The organism is uncultured Clostridium sp. (assembly GCF_947039605.1).
GTDB lineage: Bacteria > Bacillota > Clostridia > Clostridiales > Clostridiaceae > Sarcina.
The window spans coordinates 45,961-60,297 of the sequence record NZ_CAMQZG010000021.1 but is presented as its reverse complement, the minus strand read 5'-3'; the positions used below and the strand labels follow the sequence as shown (position 1 = coordinate 60,297).

The window sequence follows — 14,337 nt, the reverse complement described above, 5'->3', positions numbered from 1 at the left end:
ATCTTGGCTAGGAAGCTCCCACTTCAAGCTTTAGCTAAGTGGTGAGTAGTTCACAAGAAGAGGAAAGATATAGTGAAATTAAAAGGTGTATAGAGTATTGTAAGGTTGAGAAAATTGAGTTTTTACAAATAGAATTTTATAAGAAGAAGGATTTTATATGGGTAGCTTTGGGGGTAACAGCAATTATTACAGCTGGTTTGTTTTCTGTATTAGAAGATACTAATATTTTAATTTCAATTATATATTCTTTACCACACACAATAATAAGTATTACAGCAATTAAAGCATATTGGAAAGCACGCAAAGAAAAATTTGCTGAATATAAAAGTTTAAAAAGATATAGTGTTTGGTAGTTTATATATTTAACTAGTATTCCTATATCAGGAATACCAATAATGATAGGATTTATGTTTGCTATAACAATGGAAGAAGCTATAACATTACTTGTGTTATTAATCATAATAATTAGCTTACTTGGTTTAGTTTTTTATAAAATAGTACAGAAAACACTTATGAAAAAGTTTGTAGGAGTAAAAAAAGATGAAAGTAGAAAAATTAATTCAAAAATTATAATTCCAGCAGCTCTTACTGGAGTAGCAGTTGTTTTAATGAGAAATCATTTGAGTGAAGCTTTCTTATTAATTGGATGTGTAGGAGTTGGGATTCTAATGTTATGGTTAGCAATTTATGCTTACTGTGAGTATTCATTAATAAGTTTTATAGAGAGTGATAAGAGTTTAACTTCAAATTTATATAAAAAGAAGAGATAATTAATCATAGTCAACTACTTCTCACGAGGTAGCTATTTTTTTATGTTTAAATACTTACAATAGTGATGTTTTTAATATGATTAATATTAAAAAGAATAATTATACTGAAAAAGATAGCTGATTAAAGAATTTGTTGATAAATAGTTATTTAATAATAAAAATTGAAAATATGTAAAAAAAAGGATAAAATAGAGGGTGCAATTATAAAATATGGAAAGGAGAGAATTTATGAGTAGTGAAAGTATTTTTTCAGTAGATTATAGTGTGTGTGAAGGCGCATCATATGAAATACAAAGTAGAGTTAATTATTTAGAAAAAATTTTAGAATTAAAAAATGAAATGCAAGATCATATAATGTATTCAGAAGAAAATATAGCTATTGATATGAGTAATTTTGGAAAGATAATTAAAGATGAAATTGATAGGTATACTGATTTTAAAACAGATTTTATTAATTTTTATGAAGATGTTGAAGTGCTTGATCAACATTTAGAAAGTTTAATATATAGTAAGTTAAATTATGTTAATGCTGAAGAAAATTATAATTATGATTTTTTAGTAGGAACAGTATTAATTAGTCAAGAAAATATAAGTGGAAGTAATGTTATAGAGTCTTTAAAGGAATTTGGATTAGATAATAAGGATATAGGAATTATTGAATTATTACTAGATGAGGAGAATCAAAAAAAAATTCAAGAATATGCTAATATGGATGAATTAGATGTGAAAAAAAATTTAGAAGAATTAGGAGAGAAGATAAACAAGAGTCCTCTGGATCTATTTCTTTATGAGATACTATGTGGAAAAGATCCTAGGACTTATTTTAATGTTTTAAATGATTGGGTAAATACAAAAGGAACATCAGCAAGTGTTAAAATAGGGGAAGGTTTAAATGGAAGGTATTTAAGTGATAAATATAAGATAACAGGCAAGGATTTAAAAAAATATGAAAAATTAATGAAAGATATTGCTATACATGAAAAAAATATACAAAAAAATAAATCAAATGAATCTAAAGGATTTCAACAAATGAGAGAGAATACTTATAAATTTAAAGAAAGAATAGGAAAAACTGAGGCAGGAAAAAAAGTAGGAAAAGTAAAAGGAATTATAGGAGGTATAACAACTACTTGGAATCTTTGGGCAGCTGTTGATCCAAATTTAAAGAAATGGATTAATGGAGGAGAAATAGATGATGCGATAGCAGGAACGGTTATTGATGCAGTTGGAATATTCGGAGGTGGAATGATAGGTGGAGCAATAGTATCTGGTTTCGGGATAGTCGGAGCTCCGGCTGTAGTAGGGACTTTGGTTGTTGGTTCTTTTTTGTGGTATTGGTATGATATAATAATTGACCCTCTTGCACATGAATATTATGAGGTAAGTAAAAAACTTTTTAAAGAAGAAAAGGAAAAGTCAAATGAATTAGAAGATTGGTGGGATACATTAAAATGGTAAAAGAGTATATAGAAAAATTAAAAGCTGAAGAGAATTATGAGGAGATTAAAAAGTTTATAAAAAATTATAAACTTTCTAAAGATGAATTTTTATATGAAGATGCTTATGGTGCAGGAAATATGTGGTTATGCGTTTGTTTTGGAGCTGTTTTGATAATAAGTGGAGTATGTGTTCTTTTAGAAAATAATAATATTTTAATTAGAGGATTGTATATTCTTCCTTTTTTATTTGTAAGTATTAAGAGTTTTATATCTTGTATCAAAAGAAATGAAAAAGAATATCAAACTTATAAATTTTATAGAGAGGATGCTGTATGGAAAAGTATTTATTTTAGTTTTTTAACTATATATCTTATATGGGGAGTAAGTTTGTCAATATTTGATTTTAAACTTACAGATATGGGTGCAATTACAGTATTTGGAGTTGTGACAATGATTGGATTTTTATTAGCAATATATTTTTACTATGTAACTCAAAAAAATTTAGTTAAAGAGTATAGTGGAATGAAAAAGAAGAAAGAAAAAAAGGAAAAGGTAGATCCAGTAATTTTAGGCTTAGCAGCTACAGTAGGAATTACGTACACTAGAAATCATGGAATAGGACCATGGATGATGATAGGGATGCTAATAATTTCAGTAGTTTCTTTAAAACGTATGATTAGTATGTATTGGGGATATAAACTAATTGATTTTATGGAAGATGAAATATATTCATATTTACCCAATACGAATAAAAAGAAAAAATAAAAGGTGGGGAAAGAAGTTATGGTCAAGTTATTACCGATAGGCTCAATTGTGAGTATAGATCAAGAGAGAAAAGAAAAAATTTTAATTATTGGAAGACTTATAAGAAAAGAGATAGATGGAGAAGTTTTTGATTATTGTGGATGTAAGGCACCGGTAGGGGTTCAAGGAGAAGAGGAGTTAGAAGTATTTAATCATAAAGAAATTAAAAGATTATTATTTATAGGATTCCAAGATGAGGAAGAAATGCAGTTTTCGCATTATATAAGTAAAGAAAAAGAAAAACTAAATGAGAGTGAGGAAATTTAAATGAGTAAAACTATTAAATTAGATTATGATAAAGTGCAGATGTCATATACAAAATTAATAGAAATTTATGATGAAACAGATGCCTCTCATTTAGCAATAAAAAATGCGGTTTCTTTTGCAAAAGATGAAATGAAGGGGATGTATGGAGCTGGATTTAAAGAAGTTAGTAAAATAGTTCTTGAAAATTTGGAAGATAGTATCAAAGATATCAAAGATATAGCAGAAAATATAGAAATCGCAACAAGTGAGATACTTGGAACGGATATGGTACTTTCACAAAAAATTGCAGATTAAAAGGAGGGGGACTTTTGTCAGATCAAAAATATCTAGAAATTGGAATGTATAGAGATAAAATAGAAAAATACGAAGATGCAATAGATGAATTGGGAAAGGCTTTAGGTAAAAGTGACTCAATTGACAATGGTGTTATAGATTTATCAGATAATGAGATGAGGCTTTCAGAGGAACTTGTACAAGGGATGGGGGCGGTAGATACTTTGCTTGATAGTTTAGTATTAGATCCACGAATAAAATCAATCAATCTTTCATTAGGTAGCGCTATTGATAATACAATAAACTCTCTTGAAAATAATAAAAATGAAGCATTTTCAAGTATTAATAAATTATATGAAGAAATTAGTAATAGTAATAGCAACAGTAATAATCAATAATAGGAGTCGTGTAAGTATGCCGAGTATATGGAGTAATTTTTATATTAACATTGAAAGTTTAGAACAGTTAAATAATGTACTTGAAGATGAATTTGAAAAATTGACAACATTATTTCTTGCATTAGAGGAAGAGGTAAATACAATAGAATCAGAAGAATATTGGGTAGGAGAAAGTTTCACTTCTTTTAAAACAAATTTTGATGAATGGAAATTAAAATATTTAAAAAGTTTAGCTCAACTAGCTAAATTAGAAGAGTATGTAAGAGAATTAAGGCAAACTGGTAGTGATTTAATCGATATACGAAATAATATGAAATGTGAAGCTATATTGACAGGAAATACAAGTGGACAGACTATTTATTAAAAGTTAAAAGTAGGAAATCATAAATTTACGATTTCCTACTTTTCTAAAGTTCTATAATTTCTAAATCATCTGGAACTATTATGTTTCCAGTAAATTCAGTTTTACCTTCATTTGTATAAAGGTCTTTTCTTTTATCAAGATTATCATCTTCAGTATGATAGATGATAACATTTTTTGCATTGACAAGTGTTGCATTTGCACATGCATCTTTTGCTGTTGCATGATGTTTTTCATAAGGCTTATACTTGTCTTTTTCAGAATAAAGACAGAATGCTTCATGTAGAAGATAGTCAGTGTTTAGGGCATAGTCTTTTTCTTCTTCTCTGTAAGGTTCATCTCCTATAAAGACAAGAGATTTTCCATTTAGTAGAGTAGTTTTAAAACCATATTGTAAAAGCTTAGTACTTTTGATATCAAAGAAAGTAGTATCTCTACCAAGTATGTTTAAAGTTTGTCCACCAGATACTTCTTTAAATATGATTTCTTTTCCAAACATATCTAAGAATTTCTTTTTTAGTACAAAGTTACAGATAGTTTTTATTGCATCTAGTACTGATTTTTCACCGTATACAGTAAATATTCCATCATAAGATTTTTTTGCTATTTTTGTAGCAACAGCTCTTATAACCCAAGGTGCACCAAGTATATGGTCTCCATGAGTGTGTGATATAAACATATGTTTAATTTTATCTATATTAATATTAGCTTTTTCTAGGTTTACAAGTATAGTATTTCCACCACCTGCATCTACAAGAAAATGCTCAGTATTATCTGAAATTGTGAAACAAGTGTTATAACATTTAGTTACCATAGCTGAACCTGTTCCAAGAATAGTTAGTTTTTCCATAATTAGTTCTCCTTATTATTATTTGGATTTTGAGTTAGTTTTCTTATTATTTCACTATGTTGTGGATATAAGTCTAATAGACAGTGTCTTTCAAATAATTCAAAATCTCTAAATTCAAATCCAGGTGATACCATACAACCAACTAAAGAAAATCCTTCATTGTTCATAGCAGAACCAAAGATATAGTTTTTAGGTACTAGAACTTGTGGGCTTTCACCATTTTTAATGTCTAGTCCTAGTTGTTTTGTGATAAATTCTCCATCAGGAGTTATCATATATATTGTAAGTGAGTTACCTGCATGGTAATACCACATTTCATCAGATTTTAGTCTGTGGAAGTTTGAAACTTCACCATCTCTTAGTAGGAAGTAAATACTAGTCCAAAGAGTTCTTTTTTCTTCAAATTTTGTATTTAAATCAGTTGAAGTGATTTTTTCTTCTGATTCAAAACTAGGTTTGTAAAAGCCACCTTCTGGGTGTGCAATCATATCTAATTGTTCTACGTAATATTGTGCTGTTTTCTCCATTTTAAATTCCTCCTTAGTAACTTTGAATATCTTTTCATTATAAATTTATATAGTAAAACTTACAAGTTTATAAAATTTCTTTTAATTTTATAATTTAAGAAACATTTTTAAGATTTTTAAGTGGTAATAAACTTAAATTCTTTTTTTTGAGAAAATTTAGCAGAAAGAAGAATTTATCTCTATAATTTGGCAATTGTTAAATAATTCAAATGAAAAATAGGGAGATTGATAAAATTTATAGTATTTTTTTAGTTGGAATTTAATAGAATATAATAGTTATATTTTATGTTACATTGATACTATTAGGTAAAAAGAGTATAACTAAGATGTAACACGTCACAGAAGCATTACTGTGGAATAAATAAAAAATTAATAGGCAAGGTCGGTCTTTAAAGGGAGAAAAAAATGGACAGTAAAATTTCAAAAATGTACGACATGCTTAGTGGAATAAAACTTAGAATAGTTTTACAAAGTGTTGTTGTAGGTTTAATAGCTGGTCTTGTAATTTCAATTTATAGATTAGTTTTAGACCATGTAGACACATATACATTTGCAGCTTATGCTTTTTTAGCAGGCCACAAGTGGTATATAATTATCGGAATTGCAGTTCTTGCAATTATAGGACTTATAGTTGGGTATATGGTTCAAGATGAATCAATGATTAGTGGAAGTGGTATTCCACAAATTGAAGGGATATTAACAGGTCATTTTAAAGAACCTTCACCAGTGAAGGTTATTCTATATAAATTTATTGGTGGAGTTCTAGCTATAGGGTCGGGGCTATCACTTGGAATTGAAGGACCATCAATTCAACTTGGTGCAACCATAGCAAATTTATATGGGAATGTGACTAAAAGACTTAAACTTGAGAAAAGATTTTTAATATCAAGCGGAGCTGGTGCAGGACTTGCAGCAGCATTTAATGCGCCTTTTGCAGGGGTTATGTTTGTTTTAGAAGAAGTGCATAAAAAGTTTACACCTACACTTTTTGTATCAGCAATTGCGGCTACAGTCTCAGCAGATGTGGTTACTTGGGCATTTTTTGGTTCAAAACAAATACTTGCAACTCATGTAATGCCAGTTATTCCATTTAAATATTATCCTTATATAATAATTCTTGGAGTTATTATGGGGCTTGCAGGGGTTCTTTACAATAAAACTCTTGTAAAAACTATGGAATTATACAAAAAGATAAATGTTCCTGTAAAGTATAGAATGATAATACCTTTCATCTGTGCTATGTTTTTCGGAATATTTATACCACAAGTTTTAGGTGGAGGAATACATCTTATAAATCATATTTTAATTAGTGGGACAGTTTTAAAATTTGCAGTCATATTACTTGTTGCAAAATTTATATTTTCAATGATAAGTTTTTGTGCTGGGACACCAGGAGGGATTTTATTCCCACTTCTAACACTTGGGTCTTTAGTTGGTGTTGTTTTTGGAGATGTAGCAGTTCAATATTTAGGAGTAAATCCTATATTTATGAATACTTTTGTATTATTTGCTATGGCAGCAATGTTTGCATCAATTGTAAGAGCACCAATAACAGGATTTGTACTTGTTTGTGAAATGAGTGGTTCATTTACACAAATTGGTGGAATTGCTTTAGTTTGTGGAGTTTCTTATTTAACAGCAGAGCTATTAAGATGTGAACCAGTTTATGAATCATTATTTAAAATGAGACTACATGCACAAAATGGTACACCAGTTACTGGTGAGAGTGCAGAGATAATTATTTCTTATATAATCGAAATGGGTTCATCAATTGTGGGTAAAAAATTAAAGGAAATAAGACTTGTAGATCATACACTTGTTATTTCTATTGAGAGAGAGGGTATACACCTTATTCCAGATGGAGATACAATCATGATGTCGGGAGATAAGATTAGTGTAATGGTTAGTGAAAATCGGGAAATTAACCTAAGAGATAGGTTAGAAACCCTATGTGTCCAATGCGATGCAAATATGAAAGCTTAAAGAGCAGGCTCACTTGTAATTATTCAAGTGAGTTTTTTCTTTTAAATATGAAAAGTAGTGAATATTAGGTAAAAAAGCTATTTTGTAGTATAATTTAATAGAAAAAATATGAGAGAAAAGAGGGATTTGAAAATGGCAATAAAAATGTTGCACACATGTATTAGAGTTATGGATTTACAAAAATCTTTAGCATTTTACAGAGATGCTTTAGGTCTTATTGAAACAAGAAGAAAAGAATTTCCAAAGTATAAATTTGATTTAGTATATCTTTCAGATGTAGTTGGTGGATATGAGGTTGAGTTAACATATAACTATGATCCAGAAAAACCTTATGTTATAGGAAATGGTTTTAGCCATATTGCTATAGGTGCAGATGATATAGAAGCTTTAAGAGAAAAACATATCAAAATGGGATATGAAGTAACACCGTTGAAGGGGCTTCCAGGAGAACCTCCAAAATATTATTTTGTAATTGACCCTGATGGATATCAAGTTGAAGTTTTAAGAAATATATAATTTTATTTTGGTAGCTAGTAATAAACTAGCTGCTTTTTTTTATATAATATAAGTAATGAATAAAATAATTACATAAAAATTATAGATGCTTATTCTAAAAAGTTATATTATTGGAAATAATAATAATAAGGTTTATATAGGGAAAGAGGTGTTGAATATTGGAGAGTGGAGATATTAGCAGAGATGAGTATTGTGAACTAAATAGAAATAAGAAAGTTTTTTTAGAAAGTGATGTTAAAGATTATCTTGTTCATATTGAGGGAAAGGAAATGAATTTAGAAAATCTAACTAGAAAATATGGAAACTTAGTAGACAATGCATTAAGAGCTGACGTTATTGTAACTATGAATATTGAAAAAACTAAACTAAACATTAAAGAACTAGTTGATATATATAACTTTTTGATTGAGGATGATGAACCTAACAATTGGAGAAAAAAATTGCCTAGTAAAAGAGAATTTATTGATATTATGAAACTTTGTTTTGAGGAGTAGTAAAATTATTTGAGATATAAAAATACTTAGAAGAGGATAAGAGTAAAAAAAATGCCCTAATGAAATAATTTCGCTAGGGCATTTTATAATTATTTAGTTTTTTTAATATCTAAATCTCTTCTTTTAACTTTGAATCCAATAAATTTCTCTATTTCTTCAAGCATAGGTAAGTTTGATGGATCTGTAAACATACAAGTATAACCATCTTCACCAGCTCTTCCTGTTCTACCTATTCTGTGGATATAGCTTTCTACACTCTCTGGCATATCATAGTTATATATATGAGTAACTCCTGAAACGTCTATACCTCTTGATGCAACATCAGTAGCTAGAAGAAGCTGAATATCAGCATTTTTGAAAGATTTCATAATTCTTTCTCTTTTAGCTTGTGGAACATCACTATGGATTTTTTCACATTTGATTTTTCTTTTATATAATCCGGCTTCAAGTTCATCTGCTCTTCTTTTTGTTCTGCAGAAGATGATTGCCATAAATGGATTATCCTCTTCTAAAGCACTACAAAGGGCATCTTGCTTCCATCTGTGAGTAGTTTCAACAACTTCTTGGTTAATTGAATCAACAGTTACAGTTTCTTCTTTGATTTCTATGAATTTAGGATCATTCATATATCTGTAAGCAAGTTTCTTTACAGCAGAGTCCATTGTAGCAGAGAAACAAAGTGTTTGGCATTTCTTTGGTACGCAGCTCATTATATCTGTAATTTCATTTTTGAATCCCATAAGAAGCATTTGGTCAGCTTCATCAATTATAACTGTGTTAATCTTACTAAGATTAATACTTTTTCTTTTAAGGTGATCTAGAAGTCTACCAGGAGTAGCAACTATCATGTGTATATCATTCTTAAGCTTTTTAAGTTGTGATCCAACATCTTTACCACCGTAAGCAGCTAAAAGTTTTATATCTGTTCCTTCAGTAAGCTTTTGAGCTTCCTCAGTTATTTGTATAGCAAGTTCTCTTGTTGGAGAAAGTATTAAAACTTGAGTATTACTATTTTTTGTAGATATATTTTGTATAGTAGGTAAAAGGAAAGCTAAAGTTTTACCAGTTCCTGTTTGAGCTTCTCCGATTACATCATTTCCTTTTAATATAGATGGAATACTTTCTGCTTGTATTGCAGTAGGTGTTGTAATTCCATTTTTCTTTAGTATGTCAATTATATTCTCTTTAATTCCTAATTCTTTAAAATTCACTATTTAATTTCCTCTCAATATAGCATTCGTTAGCTATTATTTTTCCATATAAAAAAAGTAGAGCATGGTTCCGGCGAAAGACCCATGCTCTACAAGACAGCACTATTAAGTACCAACTGTAAACCAAGTTTAACATAATAAAACTGGGGAGTCAAGTATAAAAAATAAAGAAATGTTGAAAATATTCAAAAAATATTTCTTTTTGTTGAATTTAGAAATTTGTATCTCTAGGTATTTAGATTAAGAAGGGGAATTTCACTTGAAAAGGACAAGTATAGTGTTGTATCATTATCTGTAGAATTAAATCAAAAATAAACATGTAAGGTGTGTTAAAGATGGAAGAATTAAGATTGAAAATCAATGAGATTTTAAATAATGATATTATAAAAGTTGTTTTAAGTAATAAAATGAGTAAAGACTATGAGTATAATAAGATAGTTTTTAGTATCAAACTTAAAGATGATGTAGAAAGTTACCAAGTTGAAAAGTATACAGATAAACAAGTGTTTCATGAGAATATTCAAAAAGGTGAGTTAGAAGAAAAAGTTTTAGAATGTTTAGAAGATAATTATAAGCAAGTCAGTATTTGGTCAGATGATTTTACAGCAGAGATGAAAATATCAAAAAAAGGTAAAATACTTTTAAATAAGAAGAAAATAGATAACTCAGAAATGAGAGAAAAGACTTCACATAATAAAGAAAAAAATTATATTCTTAAAGAAGGAATGATAATTGAGCCTTTAATAGATTTAGGGGTTTTTACACAAGAAGGAAAAGTTGTTAATTCAAAATATGATAAGTATAAGCAGATTAACAGATTTATAGAAGTTATAGATGATGAGGTTAAAAAGAAAGATTATAAAGAACTTACTATATTAGACTTTGGTTGTGGTAAGTCATACCTTACATTTGTTCTTTATTATTATTTTGTGGAAATTAAAAAGATAGATGTAAAAATTATAGGGCTAGACCTAAAAAAAGATGTTATTAAAAAATGTAATGATATAGCACAAAGATATAACTATGAAAATCTTCATTTTGAACTTGGAGATATAAATGGATTTAATTATAGCAATAAAGTAGATATGGTTATAACACTTCATGCTTGTAATACAGCAACTGATTATGCTTTATATAATGCTATAAAGTGGAATACAAAAATGATTTTCTCAGTTCCTTGTTGTCAACATGAGTTTAATGAGCAAATTAAAACTGATAATCTTACTGCTATAACTAAGTATGGAATTATAAAAGAGAGAATGGCTGCACTTATGACAGATTCAGTTAGAGGAAGTCTTTTAGAATGTTTAGGATATAAAACTCAACTTTTAGAGTTTATAGATATATCTCACTCACCAAAGAATATTTTAATTAGAGCATCTAAGGGGAAAGTTTCAAAAGAGAAGAAAGAAAAGTCACTTGCAGAGGTTAAGGCTATAATGAATGAGTTTAATATAGAGCCAACTTTATATAAATTATTAAAGGAAGATAATTTGTTAGAATTTTAAATTATAAAAAGAAGTAGTATCAAAGATGGTATAATTGTAGTATACTGTCCACATACTAGGGCAGATGTAAGCTTAAAGATAAATTATTACTTTATAAAAGAAGTGGTTTAAAATAAATGAATTAAAGTACAAAGGTACTTAATGGAGGAAAAATGGCTGTTAATAAAAAGGTGAACATAATAAAATATAATAAAGCAAATAAAGAAAATAAAAACTTCATGTATACAGATTTTAGAAGAGCAAGTTGTTATAACTGTAAGTTTTGTAATTCAAACTTTGATTTTGCAAGTTTAAGAGGTGCACACTTTAAAACATGTGATTTCTATGAGGCAAGTTTTGAGTGGACAGAGTTTATAGGAACAAACTTGAAAAATAGTAAGTTTAAAAGAGCAACATTTAGAAATGCAGTATTTGATGGTGTAAATTTAGATGGAACAGATTTTTATGATGCTAGATTCTATGATTGTATATTTGTAGGAACAGATATAACAAAAGCAGAAAATTTAAAATTTACACAAAAGCAAGTTAAAGTATTTGATGAAATGCCAACACTTGAAATAAGTGCAGAACTTGAAGAAGCTATAAATATTGCTATGGAGAATCCATTTATAAAAGAATCAAGAACATTAGATACAAAAGATAGAACAATCAGTCCTATAAGTTGTATAGTACTTTTAGAACAGTTTAAAGAGAAATTTTTAATTACGGGATTAAAAGAAGCAGCAAAGCAAATTTCAAAAGATTTTTGTACTTTAAGTTATATTATTACAGCAATTAGACTATATGAAAAAGATGGACTTATATAATAAAAAAATATATGAAAAGAAGTTAATGAATAATTTTTTTTACTAAGAAAATTATTTATGGGATTTATGAAGGATTGTAGTGATACAGTCCTTTTTTGCATAAAAAGGGCTAGAAAAGTAATATTATCTTAATAAAAAATAGGAATATTTTTTAATTTTTTAGGCAAGAAAGTTAAAGGGAAATACATATATACTATCAATAAAAATATTGGAAAAAAATACCATAAATGTATTGATAAACCTAATTAGCTATGTTATTATAAAGCTAAGCTAATAAGCTTAAAAAAGAATAAAAAAAGTTTCATATAGATAGATATTTCTCTTGATTTTTAGAGGTTATTATATCCATTTTGAACTTTAAATTTTAGGAGGATTATCATGCAAGATAAAACAATAGTATGCAGAGATTGTAGCGAAGAGTTCGTATTCACAGTAGGAGAGCAAGAGTTCTACAAAGAAAAAGGATTTGATAACGAGCCAGTAAGATGCCCAGCTTGTAGAAGAGCTAGAAAAGCACAAAATAATAGAAGATAGTTTTTGCTTTTAAAGATCGTATATCTTATACGGTCTTTTTTATAGTCTAAAATAGCCTGTGTAAATGGAAGTATACCCATTTATACAGGCTATTTTTATTTTTCATAAAATCAACTCCACACAAACTCCACATTAGATACAAGTTAGCTTAAGATAGAGCCTTTATTATCTGAAATATAGAAACAAGGTGAAAGGATTGATTAGGTGAATTTTATAAAAAGAGCTTTTTTAAGTTCAAAATCTAGATTAGGAAAGACGAGTATATTACTTGCAGTTATGCTTACAGTTTGTGTGGTTATATTAGCTAGTTTTGGAATTAAATCAGCAGCAGAGAAGTCTAGTGTTTTAGCAAGGCAAAAACTTGGAGCTGATGTAACGTTAACATTAGATGTTCAAAAGATGAGAGGAAATATGATGAGTGGAGCAGGTGGTGGAAATAGAAAAATTACAGAAATGCCAATAACTTTAGATTATCTTGAAGAACTAAAAGAAATTGAATATGTTGAGAGTTATTTAGTAACAACAGTAACAACAGTAAATTCAGATTCTATTTTAGCTATAGGTACAGAGGAAATAGATGAAAGTAGTGGAATGAGAGGTCCGATAAGGGGAGATTTAAATTTAACAGGTGTTAATAATCTAGAAGCATCAACAGAGTACATGAATGGTGATGTTGAGTTAATAGATGGTAGAGGGATTGTTGATACAGATACAGGAGATATAGTAGCAATAGAAGAAACTTTAGCAAATGAAAATAATTTAAAGGTTGGAGATAAATTCATAGTAGAAAGTCCAACAGATATAACTGTTTCACAGGAATTGGAAATAGTTGGGATATATAGAAATAGTGGTGAGTTTAGTTCAGATGCATTTATGAATGTATCAAGTAGTCCATTTAATAAAATGTTTGTGCCATATAATTTAGTTAGTGGATTAAAAGGTGAAGAGTATACAGATTCAGTAGGAAAGATGGTATTTTACTTAGATGATCCGATAAATGTAGATAAGTTTATAGTGGAAGCAGAAAAAACATCTGTAGATTTAGATACTTTTATGTTTGATGCAGATACTATGGCTTATGAAACAATGATGGGACCAATAGATAATGTAGCATCATTTTCAAGTACAGCACTTATTATTGTGACTATATTTGGAGCAGTAATTTTAGCTCTTATAATAATGTTATCTATAAAGGATAGAACAAATGAAATAGGAATACTTTTAAGTCTTGGAGAGAGTAAATTTAAGATAATAGGACAATTTTTAGTTGAAGTAATTTTAGTCTTAGTTATATCACTTAGTATAGCAGGGGTTATTGGGAGAAGTGTGAGTAATGTAGTTGGAGCAAAACTTTTAAATAATGAAATACAAGTTACAAGTGAGATGGAAGAAAGTTCGCTTGGGTCAAGACCAGGAATGGGTGGGCCAGGAGCAGATGCACAGGCTATTGATGAATTAAATATTGAAATAACAGCAGATGAATTTACAAAGATGGGGATATTAGCAAGTTTAGTTGCAATAATATCTACAATAATTCCAGCAGGATTTATTATGAGATTACACCCTAAAACTATTTTAAGTAAACATAATTAGGAG

The 14,337-nt window shown here is 28.5% G+C and carries 18 protein-coding genes; 15 read left to right on the top strand and 3 right to left on the bottom strand.

Annotated features, from left to right (window positions below):
- Positions 1 to 41 precede the first annotated feature (41 nt).
- The 8 genes from Q0V24_RS09575 (at position 42) to Q0V24_RS09540 (ending at position 4,315) form a co-directional block, all read left to right on the top strand.
- Positions 42 to 353, top strand: a complete 312-nt coding sequence (locus Q0V24_RS09575; protein ID WP_297520852.1) for a hypothetical protein — start codon at positions 42 to 44, stop codon at positions 351 to 353.
- A 42-nt stretch (positions 354 to 395) separates the two neighbouring features.
- On the top strand, positions 396 to 770 hold the full coding sequence (locus tag Q0V24_RS09570; RefSeq protein WP_297520850.1) for a hypothetical protein: 375 nt from the start codon (positions 396 to 398) through the stop codon (positions 768 to 770).
- 228 nt (positions 771 to 998) lie between these two features.
- Positions 999 to 2,228, top strand: a complete 1,230-nt coding sequence (locus Q0V24_RS09565; protein ID WP_297520849.1) for a hypothetical protein — start codon at positions 999 to 1,001, stop codon at positions 2,226 to 2,228.
- The gene (locus tag Q0V24_RS09560; RefSeq protein WP_297520847.1) at positions 2,222 to 2,974 is read left to right on the top strand and encodes a hypothetical protein; all 753 of its coding nucleotides are present in this window, start codon (positions 2,222 to 2,224) and stop codon (positions 2,972 to 2,974) included. Before Q0V24_RS09565 ends, Q0V24_RS09560 begins: the two co-directional genes overlap by 7 nt.
- Before the next feature lie 18 nt (positions 2,975 to 2,992).
- Positions 2,993 to 3,280 (top strand): DUF4176 domain-containing protein, encoded by a 288-nt coding sequence (locus Q0V24_RS09555; protein WP_297520845.1) that lies wholly within the window; start codon positions 2,993 to 2,995, stop codon positions 3,278 to 3,280.
- Positions 3,281 to 3,574, top strand: coding sequence for a hypothetical protein (locus Q0V24_RS09550; protein WP_297520843.1), 294 nt, complete (start codon positions 3,281 to 3,283; stop codon positions 3,572 to 3,574).
- Positions 3,575 to 3,588: 14 nt separating this feature from the next.
- Positions 3,589 to 3,951, top strand: a complete 363-nt coding sequence (locus Q0V24_RS09545; RefSeq protein WP_297520841.1) for a hypothetical protein — start codon at positions 3,589 to 3,591, stop codon at positions 3,949 to 3,951.
- 16 nt (positions 3,952 to 3,967) lie between these two features.
- Positions 3,968 to 4,315, top strand: coding sequence for a hypothetical protein (locus tag Q0V24_RS09540; protein ID WP_297520839.1), 348 nt, complete (start codon positions 3,968 to 3,970; stop codon positions 4,313 to 4,315).
- A 43-nt stretch (positions 4,316 to 4,358) separates the two neighbouring features.
- Here Q0V24_RS09540 and Q0V24_RS09535 read toward each other — a convergent pair whose 3' ends face one another.
- Together Q0V24_RS09535 and Q0V24_RS09530 are read right to left on the bottom strand one after the other, a co-directional pair.
- Positions 4,359 to 5,162: an MBL fold metallo-hydrolase gene (locus Q0V24_RS09535; RefSeq protein WP_297520836.1), complete on the bottom strand. Its 804-nt coding sequence runs from the start codon at positions 5,160 to 5,162 to the stop codon at positions 4,359 to 4,361.
- A gap of 2 nt (positions 5,163 to 5,164) precedes the next feature.
- Entirely contained in the window at positions 5,165 to 5,689 is a 525-nt protein-coding gene (locus tag Q0V24_RS09530) for a cupin domain-containing protein (protein WP_297520834.1), read from the bottom strand.
- A gap of 405 nt (positions 5,690 to 6,094) precedes the next feature.
- On the opposite strand from Q0V24_RS09530, the gene Q0V24_RS09525 reads away from it, so the two are divergent.
- From Q0V24_RS09525 to Q0V24_RS09515, 3 genes are all read left to right on the top strand, one after another.
- On the top strand, positions 6,095 to 7,672 hold the full coding sequence (locus tag Q0V24_RS09525) for a ClC family H(+)/Cl(-) exchange transporter (protein ID WP_297520832.1): 1,578 nt from the start codon (positions 6,095 to 6,097) through the stop codon (positions 7,670 to 7,672).
- Between the two features lie 132 nt (positions 7,673 to 7,804).
- On the top strand, positions 7,805 to 8,188 hold the full coding sequence (locus tag Q0V24_RS09520; protein WP_297520830.1) for a VOC family protein: 384 nt from the start codon (positions 7,805 to 7,807) through the stop codon (positions 8,186 to 8,188).
- Between the two features lie 158 nt (positions 8,189 to 8,346).
- Positions 8,347 to 8,682 (top strand): hypothetical protein, encoded by a 336-nt coding sequence (locus Q0V24_RS09515; RefSeq protein ID WP_297520828.1) that lies wholly within the window; start codon positions 8,347 to 8,349, stop codon positions 8,680 to 8,682.
- 89 nt (positions 8,683 to 8,771) lie between these two features.
- Here Q0V24_RS09515 and Q0V24_RS09510 read toward each other — a convergent pair whose 3' ends face one another.
- Entirely contained in the window at positions 8,772 to 9,893 is a 1,122-nt protein-coding gene (locus Q0V24_RS09510; protein ID WP_297520826.1) for a DEAD/DEAH box helicase, read from the bottom strand.
- Positions 9,894 to 10,228: 335 nt separating this feature from the next.
- Here Q0V24_RS09510 and Q0V24_RS09505 point away from each other — a divergent pair, with 335 nt between their 5' ends.
- From Q0V24_RS09505 to Q0V24_RS09490, 4 genes are all read left to right on the top strand, one after another.
- The gene (locus Q0V24_RS09505; RefSeq protein ID WP_297520824.1) at positions 10,229 to 11,401 is read left to right on the top strand and encodes an SAM-dependent methyltransferase; all 1,173 of its coding nucleotides are present in this window, start codon (positions 10,229 to 10,231) and stop codon (positions 11,399 to 11,401) included.
- 152 nt (positions 11,402 to 11,553) lie between these two features.
- Complete coding sequence (locus tag Q0V24_RS09500; protein WP_297520822.1) at positions 11,554 to 12,207, top strand: pentapeptide repeat-containing protein; 654 nt, start codon at positions 11,554 to 11,556, stop codon at positions 12,205 to 12,207.
- Between the two features lie 378 nt (positions 12,208 to 12,585).
- A complete protein-coding gene (locus Q0V24_RS09495; protein WP_297520820.1) occupies positions 12,586 to 12,741 on the top strand; it encodes a zinc-ribbon domain-containing protein in 156 nt (51 codons plus the stop codon).
- 204 nt (positions 12,742 to 12,945) lie between these two features.
- A complete protein-coding gene (locus Q0V24_RS09490; protein WP_297520818.1) occupies positions 12,946 to 14,334 on the top strand; it encodes an ABC transporter permease in 1,389 nt (462 codons plus the stop codon).
- Positions 14,335 to 14,337 lie beyond the last annotated feature (3 nt).

Excerpts from the sequence above, each read along its gene's own strand:
- Q0V24_RS09570 (WP_297520850.1), top strand. The coding sequence starts at position 396 with ATGATAGGATTTATGTTTGCTATAACAATGGAAGAAGCTATAACATTA.
- Q0V24_RS09565 (WP_297520849.1), top strand. The coding sequence starts at position 999 with ATGAGTAGTGAAAGTATTTTTTCAGTAGATTATAGTGTGTGTGAAGGC.
- Q0V24_RS09560 (WP_297520847.1), top strand. The coding sequence starts at position 2,222 with ATGGTAAAAGAGTATATAGAAAAATTAAAAGCTGAAGAGAATTATGAG.
- Q0V24_RS09555 (WP_297520845.1), top strand. The coding sequence starts at position 2,993 with ATGGTCAAGTTATTACCGATAGGCTCAATTGTGAGTATAGATCAAGAG.
- Q0V24_RS09550 (WP_297520843.1), top strand. The coding sequence starts at position 3,281 with ATGAGTAAAACTATTAAATTAGATTATGATAAAGTGCAGATGTCATAT.
- Q0V24_RS09540 (WP_297520839.1), top strand. The coding sequence starts at position 3,968 with ATGCCGAGTATATGGAGTAATTTTTATATTAACATTGAAAGTTTAGAA.
- Q0V24_RS09535 (WP_297520836.1), bottom strand. The coding sequence starts at position 5,162 with ATGGAAAAACTAACTATTCTTGGAACAGGTTCAGCTATGGTAACTAAA.
- Q0V24_RS09530 (WP_297520834.1), bottom strand. The coding sequence starts at position 5,689 with ATGGAGAAAACAGCACAATATTACGTAGAACAATTAGATATGATTGCA.
- Q0V24_RS09525 (WP_297520832.1), top strand. The coding sequence starts at position 6,095 with ATGGACAGTAAAATTTCAAAAATGTACGACATGCTTAGTGGAATAAAA.
- Q0V24_RS09520 (WP_297520830.1), top strand. The coding sequence starts at position 7,805 with ATGGCAATAAAAATGTTGCACACATGTATTAGAGTTATGGATTTACAA.
- Q0V24_RS09505 (WP_297520824.1), top strand. The coding sequence starts at position 10,229 with ATGGAAGAATTAAGATTGAAAATCAATGAGATTTTAAATAATGATATT.
- Q0V24_RS09500 (WP_297520822.1), top strand. The coding sequence starts at position 11,554 with ATGGCTGTTAATAAAAAGGTGAACATAATAAAATATAATAAAGCAAAT.
- Q0V24_RS09495 (WP_297520820.1), top strand. The coding sequence starts at position 12,586 with ATGCAAGATAAAACAATAGTATGCAGAGATTGTAGCGAAGAGTTCGTA.